Source organism: Sphaerisporangium sp. NPDC051011 (assembly GCF_040653595.1).
Classification (GTDB): Bacteria; Actinomycetota; Actinomycetes; order Streptosporangiales; family Streptosporangiaceae; genus Sphaerisporangium.
This window is the reverse complement of record NZ_JBFAGG010000002.1, coordinates 330,559-343,280: the sequence shown is the minus strand read 5'-3', so window position 1 is coordinate 343,280 and position 12,722 is coordinate 330,559. Positions and strand designations below refer to the sequence as shown.

Sequence of the window (12,722 nt, the reverse complement as noted above, 5' to 3'; positions counted from 1 at the left end):
TACCCCCTTTTCCAGCCCAAACCCTGGGCATGGACGTGCCCAGCGGGGGTACTCGCCGCCTATGACCCTTTCTGTGAAGAACAAGCTTCGTGAGGAGGAACGGGCCTACGAGAGCGGGACCGATCGTCCGCTCGGTTCCTACCTGCGCATTCTCACCGTCTACGGCGGTGCCGTCGCGGGCCTGGTGGGACTGGGCAGGATCACGGGCATCAAGGCGCCGGAGCGGATCGCCCCGCTGGACCTCGTGCTCATGGGGCTGACCACGCATCGCGTGTCCCGCACCCTGACCAAGGACCCCGTCACGAGCCCGCTCCGTGCCCCCTTCACACGGTACGCCGGAGTGAGCGGTCCTGCGGAACTGAGGGAGGAGGTCCGGGGCCACGGCGTCCGGCACGCGGTCGGCGAGCTCCTGACCTGCCCGTTCTGCCTCGCGCAGTGGGTCGCGACCGCGTACGCCGCGGGCATGGTGTTCGCGCCCGGCTTCACCCGGCTGGCCGGCGCGACCATGTCCGCCGTCGCCGTGTCCGACTGGCTGCAGCTCGCGTACGCACGGCTGATGCAGGTGGCGGAGGGGGAACCGGAGAGGGGAGGGGACTCCGAGTGATGAGCGAACTCTCCCGGAACATCGCCCCCCGCCCGGACACGACGAGCCCCCGGGCGCTCCCCGGGCCCAGGTACGCCCTTCCTGTGTCCTAGCCACGGCGGCTTTCGAGTTGCGCGGGACGGACGACGCGCGGGGCGGGGCGTTGTTTGCGCTGTTCAGGACGTTGGTTGGGGGTTACTTGCCCATGAACCCCGCGAGGGGAAGAGTTGATCCGCAACCGCGTTAATGCCTGATTTGTCAGGGCAGTTGGTGCGCATGGGAACAATTCTCTGGATCATCGCCGTCATACTGGTCATCTCCGGGATCTACGTCATCCTGGCCCGTCGCGATCTCCTCTGGGGGATCGTCCTGATCGTCCTCGGCTTCCTCGTCGGCCCGGGCGGTGTGAGCATCTTTCACCCATAGCGGTACCACGACGACCGGCCCCGGATCCGGGGCCATGAGAACGCGGAAACGGCGGACCTGCGTACCCCCGTCCGCCGTCCGCCGTCCGCGGTCGTGGTACCCCGGCGACCGGCCCGTGAGAACGGGCTCCACGAGAAACGGGCCTCGTCAAGGATCCTCGGCGGGGCCGGTGAACCGGTGGCGTGACCTCAGCAGCCCTCGGGGTCGTCGCCGCCCAGGCCGTACACCGCGTAGGCCCGGCGCAGCACCGGCAGGGCCACGTTGCGGACGCGGACGCCGCCCGGCGTCACGCCCTTCTCGACCCCGGCGTGCGCGTGGCCGTGGATGAAAAGATCGGCGCCCTCGGCGTCGACCGCCTCGGCCAGCAGGTAGCTGCCGAGGAACGGGTAGATCTCCGGCGGCTCGCCCGCCAGGGTGTCCTTGATCGGCGAATAGTGGCTCAGCACGACCCGGTGGTCGGTGTCGAGGCCCTTCAGCGCCTTGTGCCAAAGGTCGGCGATCTCGCGGGTGTGCCGGACGAACGCCTTCATCTCCGTCTCGCCGAACTCGCTGGCGCACTTCCCGGCGAACCCGCCGCAGAACCCCTTGCCCCCGACGACGCCAAGGCGCGCCTCCCCGCACGGGATGACCATGGAGTCGTCTTCGAGAACCTGGATGCCCGCGTCGCGCAGCAGGGCGATGATCTCGTCCTCGGCGTCGGACTGGTGGTCGTGGTTGCCGAGCACGGCGACCACCGGGACGGGCAGGTCGCGGAACTCGTCCGCCACGATGCGGCCCTCCTCGGGCGTGCCGTGGCGGGTCAGGTCCCCGGCGAGCAGGAGCACGTCCGCGCGCTCCTCGATGCCCGCCAGCCGGGGCCGGTATCTGCCGCGGATGTCCTCGCCCAGATGGACGTCACCGACGGCGGCGACTCTGATCTTCACAGGGTCTCCTCCTCCCCCGGTTCCCGTACTTCGACGACGGTCACCTCGTTGCGCACCGTGAACCCCGGCGCGTTCTCGCCGGCGACGGCCGCGACGTGCGCGCGCCGCTCGGCGCCTTCCACCTGGCCGCGCAGGAAGAGCTGGTCGCCGCGGATGTCGACGCGGATGCCCAGCTCGTAGGTGCGCTCGTCCTCCGCGAGGGCGCGCTGGACGCGCGCGGCGACGTAGTGGGGAGCGTCGTGGTGCGAGGCGACGGAATGCGGAGCCTCGTGGGACATCTCTACCCCCTCCGATCGAGTCCTGGTCTCGCCGTGCCCGTGATGGCACCGGTGAAACCGGGGATAGGTTTGGTCCTCGCCTTTCAGGATAGAACCGCGCCTTGGCAATGTGTCCAGGACATACGCGCCTCCGGACACCGGCGGCGCGTGCGGGCCGTCCGACCTTCACCCCGAAGGCGTGAGCGCTCACGTCGCCCGATCCGGCGCCCGGACGGGAACGGCGGGCCGTCCATGGCACCGGGCGCTCGCGGGCGGGGGCGATCCCGCGGCGTACAGGAAACGACGTGCGTGACCTGCGAAGACATGCGAGCGAAGACTCGGGAGCACACATGACGTCAGATTTGTCGGGTATGGGGAGTGTCCACCGGGAAGGAGGACACAAGGAGCAGGAAACTCCTGAACAGCGGTCCGAGACCGGCAGGCCGATGGCGGCCGCGACGCCCCGGGATGTCATCCACATACGCCTCGCGTCGTTCGTGCTGTTCGTCGCGATCGCCCTGGGCGTGCTCTCGCTGATCGCGGGGGCGACCGTCCCCGCCGTGATCATCGGCGTGGTCGTGGTGGCCGCCGTCGTGGACGTCGCCATGGCTCTCCGGCGGCAGCGCCGTCTCGGCACCGGACCCTGATCCACCGGCTGAAGGGCACGAACATGTCGAGCTTGAGCGGAAAGGTCGTCGTGGTGACCGGCGCCAGCGGTGGCGTCGGCCGCGCGGTGGCACGCATACTCGGAGAGCGGGGCGCCAGGGTCGCGCTCATCGCGCGAGGGGAGACGGGCCTCGCGACCGCCGCGGCCGAGATCGGCGGCGAGGGCGGGACCGCATTGGTCTTCCCCGCCGACGTGGCCGACCAGGAGCAGGTCGAGGCCGCCGCCGACGCCGTCGAGAAGGACCTCGGGCCCATCGACGTGTGGATCAACGTCGCGTTCTCCTCGGTGTTCGCGCCGTTCCTGGAGGTCGAACCCGAGGAGTTCGAGCGGACGACCGCCGTCACCTACCTCGGGTACGTCTGGGGCACCCGCGCCGCGCTGCGGCGGATGCGGCCCAGGAACCGGGGCGTCATCGTCCAGACCGGGTCGGCGCTGGCGTACCGCGGCATTCCCCTGCAGTCGGCGTACTGCGGGGCCAAGCACGCCATCAAGGGCTTCACCGAGTCGATCCGCACCGAGCTGATGCACGACCACAGCGACGTGAAGATCACCATGGTGCAGTTGCCGGCCGTGAACACCCCGCAGTTCGACTGGGTGCTGTCCCGGCTGCGCCGCCACCCCCAGCCCGTGCCCCCGATCTTCCAGCCGGAGGTCGCCGCGCGGGCCATCGTCCACGCGGCGGAGCACCCCGCGCGGCGGGAGTACTGGGTGGGCGGCAGCACCGCCGCCACGATCATCGGCGAGCGGCTCGTACCGGGGCTGATCGACCGCTACCTGGGCAAGACGGGCTTCTCATCCCAGCAGACCGACGAGAAGAAGCCGACCGGTGTCGCCAATCTTTGGGAGCCCGCGGACCAGGATCGCGACTACGGCGCCCATGGCAGCTTCGACGCGCGCTCCAAGGACCGCAGCGTCCAGGTGTGGCTCTCCCAGAACCGCACCCGGCTGACGGCCGCCTTGGGCGGCGGCGCCGCGACGGCCCTCGCCGTCCGCGCCCTGCGCCGCCGCTGACCGACCCACGAGAACTCAAGCACCCCTGCGATGACGGACCCCGCCTCTGCCCGGCCCGGCACGGGGGCGCCGTCCACAGGGTCATCCGTGCGGCCAACCATGGCATGACATTTCGGGATTCGCCGCGCCGCCGAGCCGGTGTCGCCGTCCCTACGGACCCCGGAACGCGCTCCGCCGGGAGGGTGATGGAAGGGCCGGTACGGTCGCCGAAGACCCGGTCACGAAAAGTGGTGGGACGACCTGCTTTGACGTTCGCGAAGGGATCCGTGTTGACTGCGGGCATGTCGAGTGAACCGAGCGGGCCGGCCTTCGGCGCCGGGGCGCTGCTGTCGATCCTGCGGGACGGCCAGGCCCGCACCCGTGCCGAGCTGATGCAGATGACCGGCCTGGCCCGATCCACGGTCTCACAGCGTCTGGACGCGCTGATGCACCACCGCCTGATCACGCCCGCCGGCGACGCCATCTTCTCCGGCGGCAGGCCCGCCACGGCGTTCGCCTTCAACAGCGGCGCCCGCGTCGTCCTCGCCGCCGACCTCGGCGCCACCCATGCCCGGATCGCCGTCACCGACCTCGGGACCGAGATCATCGCCGACCGGACGGCGGACCTGCCGATCGACCGCGGCCCCGAGCCCACGCTGAGCTGGCTCGTCGAGGCGTTCACCGAACTGCTCGCCGCCCACGACCTCACGCCCGACCAGATCGCCGGGGTCGGCGTCGGCCTTCCCGGCCCGGTGGAACACTCCTCCGGGCGGCCGGTGAACCCGCCCATCATGCCCGGCTGGGACGGCTTCCCCGTGCCGGAGTGGCTCGGCTCGCGGCTCGGCGCGCCGGTGCTGGTCGACAACGACGTGAACATCATGGCGCTCGGCGAGCACTGGGCGGGGCAGCCCGAGGTGGACCACCTCATCTTCGTCAAGATCGGCACGGGCATCGGCTGCGGCATCGTCTCCGAGCGCCGCCTCCACCGGGGCGCGCAGGGCGCGGCGGGCGACATCGGGCACATCCGGGTCACCACGGCCGACGACGTCGTCTGCCGGTGCGGGAACATCGGCTGCCTCGAAGCGCTCGCCAGCGGCTCCGCCCTCGCCGGGCAGCTCCGCGCGGCCGGGCTGCGGGCCGAGGGCAGCCGTGACGTGATGGAACTGGTGCGCGCGGGCAACGTCCAGGCTGTGCGGCTCGTCCGCCAGGCAGGGCGGGAGATCGGCGACGTCCTGGCGTCGATCGTCAACTTCTTCAACCCCGCGGTGATCGTCGTCGGCGGCGACGTCTCGGAGGCGGGCGAGCACGTGCTCGCCGGAGTGCGCGAGGTCATCTACAGCCGGTCGCTGCCGCTGGCCACGCATAACCTCAGCATCCGTTCGAGCCGCCTCGGCGACCGCGCGGGCGTGGTCGGGGCGGCCGTGATGGTGATCGACCACGTCCTGGCCCCCCATACGGTCGACCGGACGATCGCGGGCTGAGCCCGGCACTCGCGTCACCGGCAGGCCGTAGGCCTTCCGAAAGCCCGGTAGGGCACGGTAGTGAGGAAAGTCCCCTGAACGCGAACCTCCCCGATTCCCTGCGCTTCCCCACCGCGGTCGCCGCCACCGCGCTCATCCGGCTGCTGATGTGACCCCGCCACGACGGGGACACATCGCCCTATAGTCGGGTCGACCGGCGACCACGCCGTACGAGCGTGATGAGGCTTATATGGGGATCGAGCACTCGTTCTGGCGTGCCATCGCGGTCTACCGGATCGCCTCGCTCGCCTACGCGGCGCTGCTGCTGGCGAGCGCCGGAGGCTACGCGCGTCCCGTGGTGGGATGGCTGATCATCGGCGTCATGGCGCTCTGGACGGCGGTCACGTCCCTCGCCTACGCGACCGCCAGGTCCCGGACGCTGCTGGTGCTCGACGTGCTGGTCACGCTGGGCTGCCTGCTCTCCTCCCCCTACATCCAGGGGCCCGGGGCCGGTCCGGCGGGGGTCATGCCGATCACCGCGACCTGGATCGGCGGCCCGGTGCTCGCCTGGGCGGTGCACGCGGGACGCCGGGCGGGCGCGGTGGCGGCGATCATCCTGTCCCTCTGCGACATCTGGCTGCGGGGCTCGGGCGGGTTCGGCCATCTTTCCGTGCCGATCAATGGATCCGTCCTGCTCGTCCTGTCCGGCGCCGTGGTCGGGCACGTCGCCCGGCTCACCAAGCAGGCCGAGGAACGCCTGCAGCGGGCCACCGAGATGGAGGCGGCGGGCCGGGAGCGGGAACGGCTGGCCCGGGGCATCCACGACTCCGTCCTGCAGGTGCTCGCCCTGGTGAAGCGGCGGGGGCTGGAGATCGGCGGGGAGGCGGCGGAGCTGGGACGGCTCGCGGGCGAGCAGGAGGCGGCGCTGCGCGAGATGGTCCGCGGCGAACCCCCGGCGGCCGGGCCCGAGGAGAGCGGGCTCACCGACGTGGGCGCCCTGCTGCGCCGCTACGGCTCGGCGACCGTGACCGTCTCCACCCCCGCGACGCCGATCCCGATGCCGTCCAGGCGGGCGCGCGAGGTGGTGGCGGCCGTCGGCGCGGCGCTGGACAACGTCCGGGCGCACTGCGGGGACGACGCCCGGGCGTGGGTGCTCGCGGAGGCGGACGACGCGCGCGTCACCGTGACCGTGCGCGACGAGGGCCCCGGCATCCCCGCCGGGCGGCTCGCGGAGGCCGAGGCGGAGGGGCGGCTCGGCGTCGCGCAGTCGATCCGTGGGCGGATCGCCGGGCTGGGCGGCGTGGTCGGCATCGTGTCGACTCCGGGCCAGGGAACCGAGGTCGAGATGACCGTCCCCGTGCCCGGCCCCGGCCCCTCCCGCCGCCTCCGCGCCAGGCTCCGCCGCTGATCGCCGGCCCGGAAGCACGCCCGCGCCCCAACCCCCTGATCCAAGCTTCTGATCCAGGGCCCGATGACCTCCCGGTCCGCGCACCGCCTAGGCCCGGCACGCCGGTCCCCGTACAGTTACGATCGTGAAGACGCTGCGGGTGATGGTGGTGGACGACCACCCGATGTGGCGCGACGCCGTCGCCCGGGATCTCGCCGAAGCAGACTACGAGGTGGTGGCGACCACCGGCGAGGGCCGTCAGGCGCTGCGCGTCGCCGCCGCCGTCCGTCCCGACGTGGTGATCCTCGACCTGCGCCTGCCCGACCTGCCCGGGGTGGAGGTCGCCCGCGGCCTCGCGGCCTGCGACCCTCCCCCGCGCGTGCTCGTCCTGTCGGCGAGCGCCGAGCAGGACGATGTCCTGGAGGCCGTCAAGGCGGGCGCCTCCGGCTACCTGGTCAAGTCGGCCGGGCGGGAGGAGTTCCTGGACGCCGTCCGGCGCACCGCCGAGGGCGAGCCGGTGTTCACGCCGGGCCTGGCGGGCCTGGTGCTCGGCGAGTACCGCCGCCTGGCCGGGCGCACCGGCCCCGACGCGGGCGGGCCGCGCCTGACCGACCGCGAGACCGAGGTGCTGCGGCTGGTCGCCAAGGGCCTGTCGTACAAGCAGATCGCCGAGCGCCTCGTGCTCTCCCACCGCACGGTGCAGAACCACGTACAGAACACCCTGAACAAGCTTCAGCTCCACAACCGCGTCGAGCTGGTCCGCTACGCGATCGAGCGAGGTCTCGACGAGGAGTGACCCGCCGGGCCCCGTCCGGCGGGTCGTCCCGGCCTCAGAGGTTTTCGACCTTGTAGGGGTCGTGCTCGGACAGCAGCCTGTCCAGCCGCGCCTGGTCCACGCGGCTGGACATGGCGCCGAGTTCCTGCCGGTCGCGTACGCACTTGGCGAGCATGAAGGCGGAGGTGACGGTGTAGAGCACGGCGATGGCGAGGAAAGCGCGCACCCAGGCGTCCACCGGGAGGTAGGCGACCCCGATCGCGACACTGCCCACCGCGATCCCGAAGGAGATGACGCATTGGGCGTAGTAGGCGGAGGTCAGAGTGGGGTGAATCGGCTTGCTCATACCGTCGATGGTCCCGCTCCCCCGGCTGCCGCGGCCTGAGTACGCGTACCCGTCCACGCCTGAGTACGGCCCCGCCCCGCACCGGCACTCGACTCAGCGGGCCCTGTTCCAGGCGGCCTGGGCGGGGCGACCCCGTCGTCTCAGTCGGGTCTGACCTTGGGGGCGGTGTCCTCGCGCTCGGTCTTCCACTCCGCTCCCGTGATCATCACGTACGCCATGCAGCCGATGGCCAGCAGCAGGCCCACGAAGAACAGCAGCCACGCCTGGGAGATACCGCCGTAGAGGGCGAGGGCCAGGAAGACGATCAGCCCCGCGGCTCCGAGGACCGTGCGGACGTTGTACCGACGTTTCATGCTTTCAGCCCTACCCATGTGAGCCGCGTCAACCGCGGGAGCGGGTCACGCGGGGCGACTCTCCGCGCAACAGGACGCCCGCCGGACGTCCGCGCCCGTGACCATGTCCCCCAGCCCCCTGTGCCCGGAGTCCCCGTGCCACTCGGCCACCAGCACGGTCGCGTCGTCCTGCAGCCCGCCCTTGTGGTATTCCAGCACGCTACGGATCAACCGGCGGAGCGTCTCCGGGATCGGCAGGCCGTCGGCGCTGCGGCGGATGATGAAGTCGACGAACCGGGCGAGGCCGAACTCCTGGCCGTGCGGGCTGCGCGCCTCGGTGATGCCGTCGGTGTAGAGGAGCACCCGGTCGCCGGGCTCCAGTTGCTGCTCGCACACCGTGATCGGCATGCCGAGGTCGAGGCCCAGCGGGTGGCACGGCGGGCAGCGCAGGGTGAGCGTGTGGCGGCCGCCCCTGATCAGCACCGGCGGGTGGTGGCCGCGGTTGACCCAGCTCAGCATGCCGGTGGAGGCGTCCAGGTCGGCGAGGATGGCGGTGACGAAGCGGGTCTCCCTGCCGAACTCCTCCAGCAACGTCTGCTCGGCCGCCCTGCTGCTCTCGGCCAGGCCGTCCCCTTCCACGCGGCGGTTGCGGCAGACGGCCACCGCGAGGTTCGCGGTCAGCCCGGCGGACACGTCGTGGCCCATCGCGTCGAAGATCGCCAGATGCGCGGTGTTCCCCGCGATGGAGTAGTCGAAGGCGTCGCCGCCGATCTCGTACGCGGGTTCCAGCGCCCCGGCGATCACCACGTCCGCGTTGGCGAAGGTCAGCGGGGGCATCAGGTTCCACCGCATCTCGGCGGCCACGTTCATGCAACGGGTCCGGGCGAGGTGCGCGTGGGAGTCGCTGTATCGGCGGGTGCAGACGATCATCAGCGCGACCAGGGCCGACAGCGACCGCATCGCCTCCAGGTACGTCTCGTCGGCGTCCGGGGTGGTGATCCGGATCACGCCGAGGCGCTCGGTGCCGTTCAACAGCGGCACCCACCAGGAGATCGGACCGCCCTCCCCGCTCGCCACGGACAGGAACCGCACCTCCTGGAAGGCCCGCCCGGCCAGCGTGGCGTCGATCTTGAGCTCGCTGAGCTCCTCGGGCGTCCGGCCGCTCGTGGCCGGACCGGTGCCGATCATCGGGCGCAGGACGTCCTGCTGCAGGTCGGTGAGGAAGATCACCGCATCCCGCAGCCCGGCGTGCGCGGCGTACTCGGCCGCCAGCGCAGGAATCTCGTCGAACCCGGCCAGGTGGCTCGCGTCCAGCAGGCCCGTCAGCATGCGCTCCATGCCGCGGTGGTCGTCCATCGAGCTCACCCCCCCGCCCGGGACATCGATGGACCTTCGGGACAATCTTTCCACTGGCCCCACCCGCTGGCGAGACATAAACCAAACCAGGGACGCCGCTTTACCGGGTAATGGCCATCTTTACCCTAACGCCGCTTGGACGCAGGGCGGGGGCCGACCCGCGTCGGAGGAGCGGCCTTCCTAGCAGGGTTGGTCCGCCACGGAGATAGCGCCTCTTCGGTTCCAGTGTGAGCTGAACTGACCAACATGTTCGGTTACCCAATGGAGTTGTTCAATTTCACGACGTCCTACTCGGACGGCGGTAGCCTACTGTCCATGTTAAGGCTATCCTTGATTTCGGGAGGGCTCTCTTGGCGTGGACGGTGAAGGTCACAGAGGAGTACGCCGCTTGGTTCAGGATGCTCCTCAAGGAGGAGTTCGACTCGGCGATTCAGGTCGCTCAGGCTGTAGCCGCTCTCCGGGAGGAGGGGCCGACGCTGGGCAGGCCGCTCGTCGACCGGCTCAAGGGAAGCTCTCTGCACCATCTCAAGGAACTGCGTCCGGGATCGCGGGGGCGATCGGAGATCAGGATCATCTTCGCCTTCGACCCCACTCGGGCCGCGCTGTTGTTGCTGGGCGGAGATAAGGCGGGCAACTGGGATCGGTGGTACAAGGAGAACGTCCCCCTGGCCGTACAGCTCTACATCGACTACACCAGCGACGAAGAGGAGTGAACATGCCGAAGAGGACTTTGGGGGACTGGGCCGACCTGGAGCGGGAACTGCACGAGGCCGGTGTCTCCCCTTCCGTGATCGAGGAAGGTGCCAGGAAGCTTCTCGCCGAGGCCCGCGGCCGTCAGCTTGCTGAGGTACGCAAGCAACTTGGGCTCGGACAAAAAAACGTCGCGACCGCCATGGGCGTGAGCGTTGCCCGTGTCTCCCAGATCGAGCACGGCGAGGTAGCATCCCTTGAGGTCATCGCTCGCTACGCAGAGGCGCTCGGGGCCCGCTTGGATCTGGTCGTCGACTTCGGCGATCGGACGGTACGCCTGCCTGTCAGCGAGAAGTCGCTGGATGCCGCTTGAGTGGGGCCCTGGTTCTGTCGCACGCAGCTCTCACGGCCACCTTCCTCCGGGGACACGGCGAGCCACACTCGACGTATGAAGGTCATCACTCGGTGTGAGCTCAGGAAGAGCTTCGCGGCCGTCATGGATGCCGTGGAGGCCGGCGAAACTTACCGCGTCACCCGCAACGGCATAGAAGTCGCCGAACTCCGGCCACTTCCGCGCAGGCAGCGCCTGACTGCAGAGGAACTGGTCGCCCGGCATCGCCGCCTGCCGCACGTGGACCACCAGCAGATGCGCCAGGAAGCCGACGAGCTCTTCGGCTCCGAGGACCGCGTCGGCGATGACGATCCCTGGGAGCGTCCCGGGCGGGAAAGCCGTCCGATTCCGGAGAGGGAGAAACGGTGAACGCGGGCGCGGATGGCTACCGTCCGGCCACGGCCTCCTCCACCCGGCCGTCCGCGACGGCGAGGTGGCGGGTCGTGTCGACCGCCTTCAGCATGCGGCGGTCGTGCGTGACCAGCAGCAGCGTGCCGGGGTAGGACGCCAGCGCCGACTCCAGCTGCTCGATCGCGGGCAGGTCGAGGTGGTTGGTCGGCTCGTCCAGGACGAGCAGGTTGACGCCGCGCCCCTGGAGCAGGGCGAGCGCCGCGCGCGTCCGCTCGCCCGGGGAGAGCGTGGCGGCGGGCCGCAGCACGTGGGCCGCCCTCAGCCCGAACTTGGCGAGCAGCGTGCGCACGTCGGCCGGGGGCATGTCCGGGACGGCGGCGCCGAAGGCGTCCAGCAGCGGCTCGTCGCCGAGGAACAGCGCGCGCGCCTGGTCGACCTCGCCGACGACCACGCCGGGCCCGAGGGCGGCGTGCCCCTCGTCCAAGGGGACGCGGCCGAGGATCGCGGCCAGCAGCGTGGACTTGCCCGACCCGTTGGGCCCGGTGATCGCGACACGCTCGGACCAGCCGATCTGCAGGTCCACGGGGCCGAGGACGAACGCGCCGCGCCGGACCACCGCGCCGCGCAGGGTGGAGACCACCGCGCCCGCCCGGGGCGCGACGGCGATCTCCATGCGCAACTCCCACTCCTTGCGGGGCTCCTCCACGGCCTCCAGGCGCTCGATGAGCCGCTCGGTCTGGCGCGCCTTGGCGGCCTGCTTCTCGGTCGCCTCGCTGCGGAACTTACGCCCGATCTTGTCGTTGTCGGGAGCCTTGCGGCGGGCGTTCTTGACGCCCTTCTCCATCCAGGCCCGCTGCGTCCTGGCCCGCGCCTCCAGCGAGGCCCGCGTGTCGGCGTACTCCTCGTACTCTTCGCGGGCGTGGCGCCGGGCGACCTCCCGCTCGGTGAGGTACGCCTCGTAGCCGCCACCGTAGACGTTGACCTGCTGCTGGGCGAGGTCGAGCTCGACGACCCTGGTGACGGTCCTGGTGAGGAACTCGCGGTCGTGGCTGACGACGACCGTGCCGGCCCGCAGGCCGGTGACGAACCGCTCCAGCCGGTCCAGGCCGTCCAGGTCGAGGTCGTTGGTCGGCTCGTCGAGCAGGAAGACGTCGTACCGGCTGAGCAGCAGGGACGCGAGCCCGGCCCGCGCGGCCTGCCCGCCGGACAGCGCGGTCATGGGCCGGCCGAGGTCGATGTCGAGGCCGAGGTCGGCGGCGACCTCTTCGGCGCGCTCGGCGAGGTCGGCGCCGCCGAGGGCGAGCCAGCGCTCGAGCCCGGCGGAGTACGCGTCGTCGGCGCCGGGCCGGCCTTCCACCAGGCCCTCGGTGGCGGCGTCCAGGTCGCGCTGCGCGGCGGTGACGCCCGTGCGGCGGCCCAGGAACTCGGCGATGGTCTCGCCGGGCCTGCGCTCGGGCTCCTGCGGGAGGTAGCCGATGGCCGCGGTCAGAGGGCTCGCCTGGACGGAGCCGCGCTCGGGGGCGGCGAGCCCGGCGAGGATGCGCAGCAGCGTGGACTTGCCCGCGCCGTTGACGCCGACCAGGCCGATGACGTCCTCGGGCGCGACGACGAGGTCGAGCCCGGAGAACAGCACGCGCTCCCCATGCCCGGCGGAGAGGTCCTTGGCGACGATCGTGGCGCTCATGCCCAAACGGTATCCGTCCCTGCGCGCCGGGGCACGCACACCCGGACCGTCCCGGCCCCCGTACGCCCGACCAACGCCCCCGTACGCCCGTCCGGCGCGCCCGG

The 12,722-nt window shown here is 71.3% G+C and carries 16 protein-coding genes; 10 read left to right on the top strand and 6 right to left on the bottom strand.

Going from position 1 to position 12,722, the window contains the following annotated elements; all coding sequences use genetic code 11:
• The first annotated feature begins 61 nt into the window (after window positions 1-61).
• Together AB0H21_RS05720 and AB0H21_RS05715 are read left to right on the top strand one after the other, a co-directional pair.
• Window positions 62-604 (top strand): DUF1360 domain-containing protein, encoded by a 543-nt coding sequence (locus AB0H21_RS05720; protein ID WP_358512257.1) that lies wholly within the window; start codon window positions 62-64, stop codon window positions 602-604.
• Window positions 605-859: 255 nt separating this feature from the next.
• Window positions 860-1,009 (top strand): GPGG-motif small membrane protein, encoded by a 150-nt coding sequence (locus tag AB0H21_RS05715; RefSeq protein WP_358512255.1) that lies wholly within the window; start codon window positions 860-862, stop codon window positions 1,007-1,009.
• Between the two features lie 188 nt (window positions 1,010-1,197).
• On the opposite strand, the gene AB0H21_RS05710 is transcribed toward AB0H21_RS05715, so the two are convergent.
• Window positions 1,198-1,932 (bottom strand): metallophosphoesterase, encoded by a 735-nt coding sequence (locus AB0H21_RS05710; RefSeq protein WP_358512252.1) that lies wholly within the window; start codon window positions 1,930-1,932, stop codon window positions 1,198-1,200.
• A complete protein-coding gene (locus tag AB0H21_RS05705) occupies window positions 1,929-2,210 on the bottom strand; it encodes a BON domain-containing protein (RefSeq protein ID WP_358512249.1) in 282 nt (93 codons plus the stop codon). Before AB0H21_RS05705 ends, AB0H21_RS05710 begins: the two co-directional genes overlap by 4 nt.
• Window positions 2,211-2,539: 329 nt before the next feature.
• Here AB0H21_RS05705 and AB0H21_RS05700 point away from each other — a divergent pair, with 329 nt between their 5' ends.
• The 5 genes from AB0H21_RS05700 to AB0H21_RS05680 all read left to right on the top strand — a co-directional run bounded on the left by AB0H21_RS05700 (window position 2,540) and on the right by AB0H21_RS05680 (window position 7,489).
• Window positions 2,540-2,836 (top strand): hypothetical protein, encoded by a 297-nt coding sequence (locus AB0H21_RS05700; protein ID WP_358512246.1) that lies wholly within the window; start codon window positions 2,540-2,542, stop codon window positions 2,834-2,836.
• A 32-nt stretch (window positions 2,837-2,868) separates the two neighbouring features.
• A complete protein-coding gene (locus AB0H21_RS05695; protein WP_358512243.1) occupies window positions 2,869-3,867 on the top strand; it encodes an SDR family oxidoreductase in 999 nt (332 codons plus the stop codon).
• Window positions 3,868-4,148: 281 nt separating this feature from the next.
• Window positions 4,149-5,327, top strand: a complete 1,179-nt coding sequence (locus AB0H21_RS05690; protein WP_358512240.1) for an ROK family transcriptional regulator — start codon at window positions 4,149-4,151, stop codon at window positions 5,325-5,327.
• Window positions 5,328-5,556: 229 nt separating this feature from the next.
• Window positions 5,557-6,714 carry a DUF5931 domain-containing protein gene (locus tag AB0H21_RS05685; RefSeq protein ID WP_358512237.1) on the top strand — a complete coding sequence of 386 codons (1,158 nt, stop codon included), beginning with the start codon at window positions 5,557-5,559 and terminating at the stop codon, window positions 6,712-6,714.
• A 142-nt stretch (window positions 6,715-6,856) separates the two neighbouring features.
• Complete coding sequence (locus AB0H21_RS05680; protein WP_358513022.1) at window positions 6,857-7,489, top strand: response regulator transcription factor; 633 nt, start codon at window positions 6,857-6,859, stop codon at window positions 7,487-7,489.
• Between the two features lie 34 nt (window positions 7,490-7,523).
• On the opposite strand, the gene AB0H21_RS05675 is transcribed toward AB0H21_RS05680, so the two are convergent.
• The 3 genes from AB0H21_RS05675 to AB0H21_RS05665 all read right to left on the bottom strand — a co-directional run bounded on the left by AB0H21_RS05675 (window position 7,524) and on the right by AB0H21_RS05665 (window position 9,502).
• Window positions 7,524-7,814: a YiaA/YiaB family inner membrane protein gene (locus AB0H21_RS05675; protein ID WP_358512235.1), complete on the bottom strand. Its 291-nt coding sequence runs from the start codon at window positions 7,812-7,814 to the stop codon at window positions 7,524-7,526.
• Between the two features lie 140 nt (window positions 7,815-7,954).
• Window positions 7,955-8,167: a hypothetical protein gene (locus tag AB0H21_RS05670; protein WP_358512232.1), complete on the bottom strand. Its 213-nt coding sequence runs from the start codon at window positions 8,165-8,167 to the stop codon at window positions 7,955-7,957.
• A gap of 45 nt (window positions 8,168-8,212) precedes the next feature.
• The gene (locus AB0H21_RS05665) at window positions 8,213-9,502 is read right to left on the bottom strand and encodes a PP2C family protein-serine/threonine phosphatase (protein WP_358512230.1); all 1,290 of its coding nucleotides are present in this window, start codon (window positions 9,500-9,502) and stop codon (window positions 8,213-8,215) included.
• A 362-nt stretch (window positions 9,503-9,864) separates the two neighbouring features.
• Between AB0H21_RS05665 and AB0H21_RS05660 the strand changes: the two genes are divergently transcribed.
• The 3 genes from AB0H21_RS05660 to AB0H21_RS05650 all read left to right on the top strand — a co-directional run bounded on the left by AB0H21_RS05660 (window position 9,865) and on the right by AB0H21_RS05650 (window position 10,952).
• Window positions 9,865-10,215, top strand: a complete 351-nt coding sequence (locus AB0H21_RS05660; RefSeq protein ID WP_358512227.1) for a type II toxin-antitoxin system RelE/ParE family toxin — start codon at window positions 9,865-9,867, stop codon at window positions 10,213-10,215.
• A 2-nt stretch (window positions 10,216-10,217) separates the two neighbouring features.
• Window positions 10,218-10,565 (top strand): helix-turn-helix transcriptional regulator, encoded by a 348-nt coding sequence (locus tag AB0H21_RS05655; protein WP_358512224.1) that lies wholly within the window; start codon window positions 10,218-10,220, stop codon window positions 10,563-10,565.
• 75 nt (window positions 10,566-10,640) lie between these two features.
• Window positions 10,641-10,952: a type II toxin-antitoxin system Phd/YefM family antitoxin gene (locus AB0H21_RS05650; protein ID WP_358512221.1), complete on the top strand. Its 312-nt coding sequence runs from the start codon at window positions 10,641-10,643 to the stop codon at window positions 10,950-10,952.
• Window positions 10,953-10,968: 16 nt separating this feature from the next.
• Here AB0H21_RS05650 and AB0H21_RS05645 read toward each other — a convergent pair whose 3' ends face one another.
• A complete protein-coding gene (locus AB0H21_RS05645; protein WP_358512219.1) occupies window positions 10,969-12,618 on the bottom strand; it encodes an ABC-F family ATP-binding cassette domain-containing protein in 1,650 nt (549 codons plus the stop codon).
• Window positions 12,619-12,722: the final 104 nt, after the last annotated feature.

Excerpts from the sequence above, each read along its gene's own strand:
- AB0H21_RS05665 (WP_358512230.1), bottom strand. The coding sequence starts at position 9,502 with ATGGACGACCACCGCGGCATGGAGCGCATGCTGACGGGCCTGCTGGAC.
- AB0H21_RS05680 (WP_358513022.1), top strand. The coding sequence starts at position 6,857 with ATGGTGGTGGACGACCACCCGATGTGGCGCGACGCCGTCGCCCGGGAT.
- AB0H21_RS05650 (WP_358512221.1), top strand. The coding sequence starts at position 10,641 with ATGAAGGTCATCACTCGGTGTGAGCTCAGGAAGAGCTTCGCGGCCGTC.
- AB0H21_RS05715 (WP_358512255.1), top strand. The coding sequence starts at position 860 with ATGGGAACAATTCTCTGGATCATCGCCGTCATACTGGTCATCTCCGGG.
- AB0H21_RS05685 (WP_358512237.1), top strand. The coding sequence starts at position 5,557 with ATGGGGATCGAGCACTCGTTCTGGCGTGCCATCGCGGTCTACCGGATC.
- AB0H21_RS05645 (WP_358512219.1), bottom strand. The coding sequence starts at position 12,618 with ATGAGCGCCACGATCGTCGCCAAGGACCTCTCCGCCGGGCATGGGGAG.
- AB0H21_RS05675 (WP_358512235.1), bottom strand. The coding sequence starts at position 7,814 with ATGAGCAAGCCGATTCACCCCACTCTGACCTCCGCCTACTACGCCCAA.
- AB0H21_RS05700 (WP_358512246.1), top strand. The coding sequence starts at position 2,540 with ATGACGTCAGATTTGTCGGGTATGGGGAGTGTCCACCGGGAAGGAGGA.
- AB0H21_RS05690 (WP_358512240.1), top strand. The coding sequence starts at position 4,149 with ATGTCGAGTGAACCGAGCGGGCCGGCCTTCGGCGCCGGGGCGCTGCTG.
- AB0H21_RS05705 (WP_358512249.1), bottom strand. The coding sequence starts at position 2,210 with ATGTCCCACGAGGCTCCGCATTCCGTCGCCTCGCACCACGACGCTCCC.
- AB0H21_RS05670 (WP_358512232.1), bottom strand. The coding sequence starts at position 8,167 with ATGAAACGTCGGTACAACGTCCGCACGGTCCTCGGAGCCGCGGGGCTG.
- AB0H21_RS05655 (WP_358512224.1), top strand. The coding sequence starts at position 10,218 with ATGCCGAAGAGGACTTTGGGGGACTGGGCCGACCTGGAGCGGGAACTG.
- AB0H21_RS05720 (WP_358512257.1), top strand. The coding sequence starts at position 62 with ATGACCCTTTCTGTGAAGAACAAGCTTCGTGAGGAGGAACGGGCCTAC.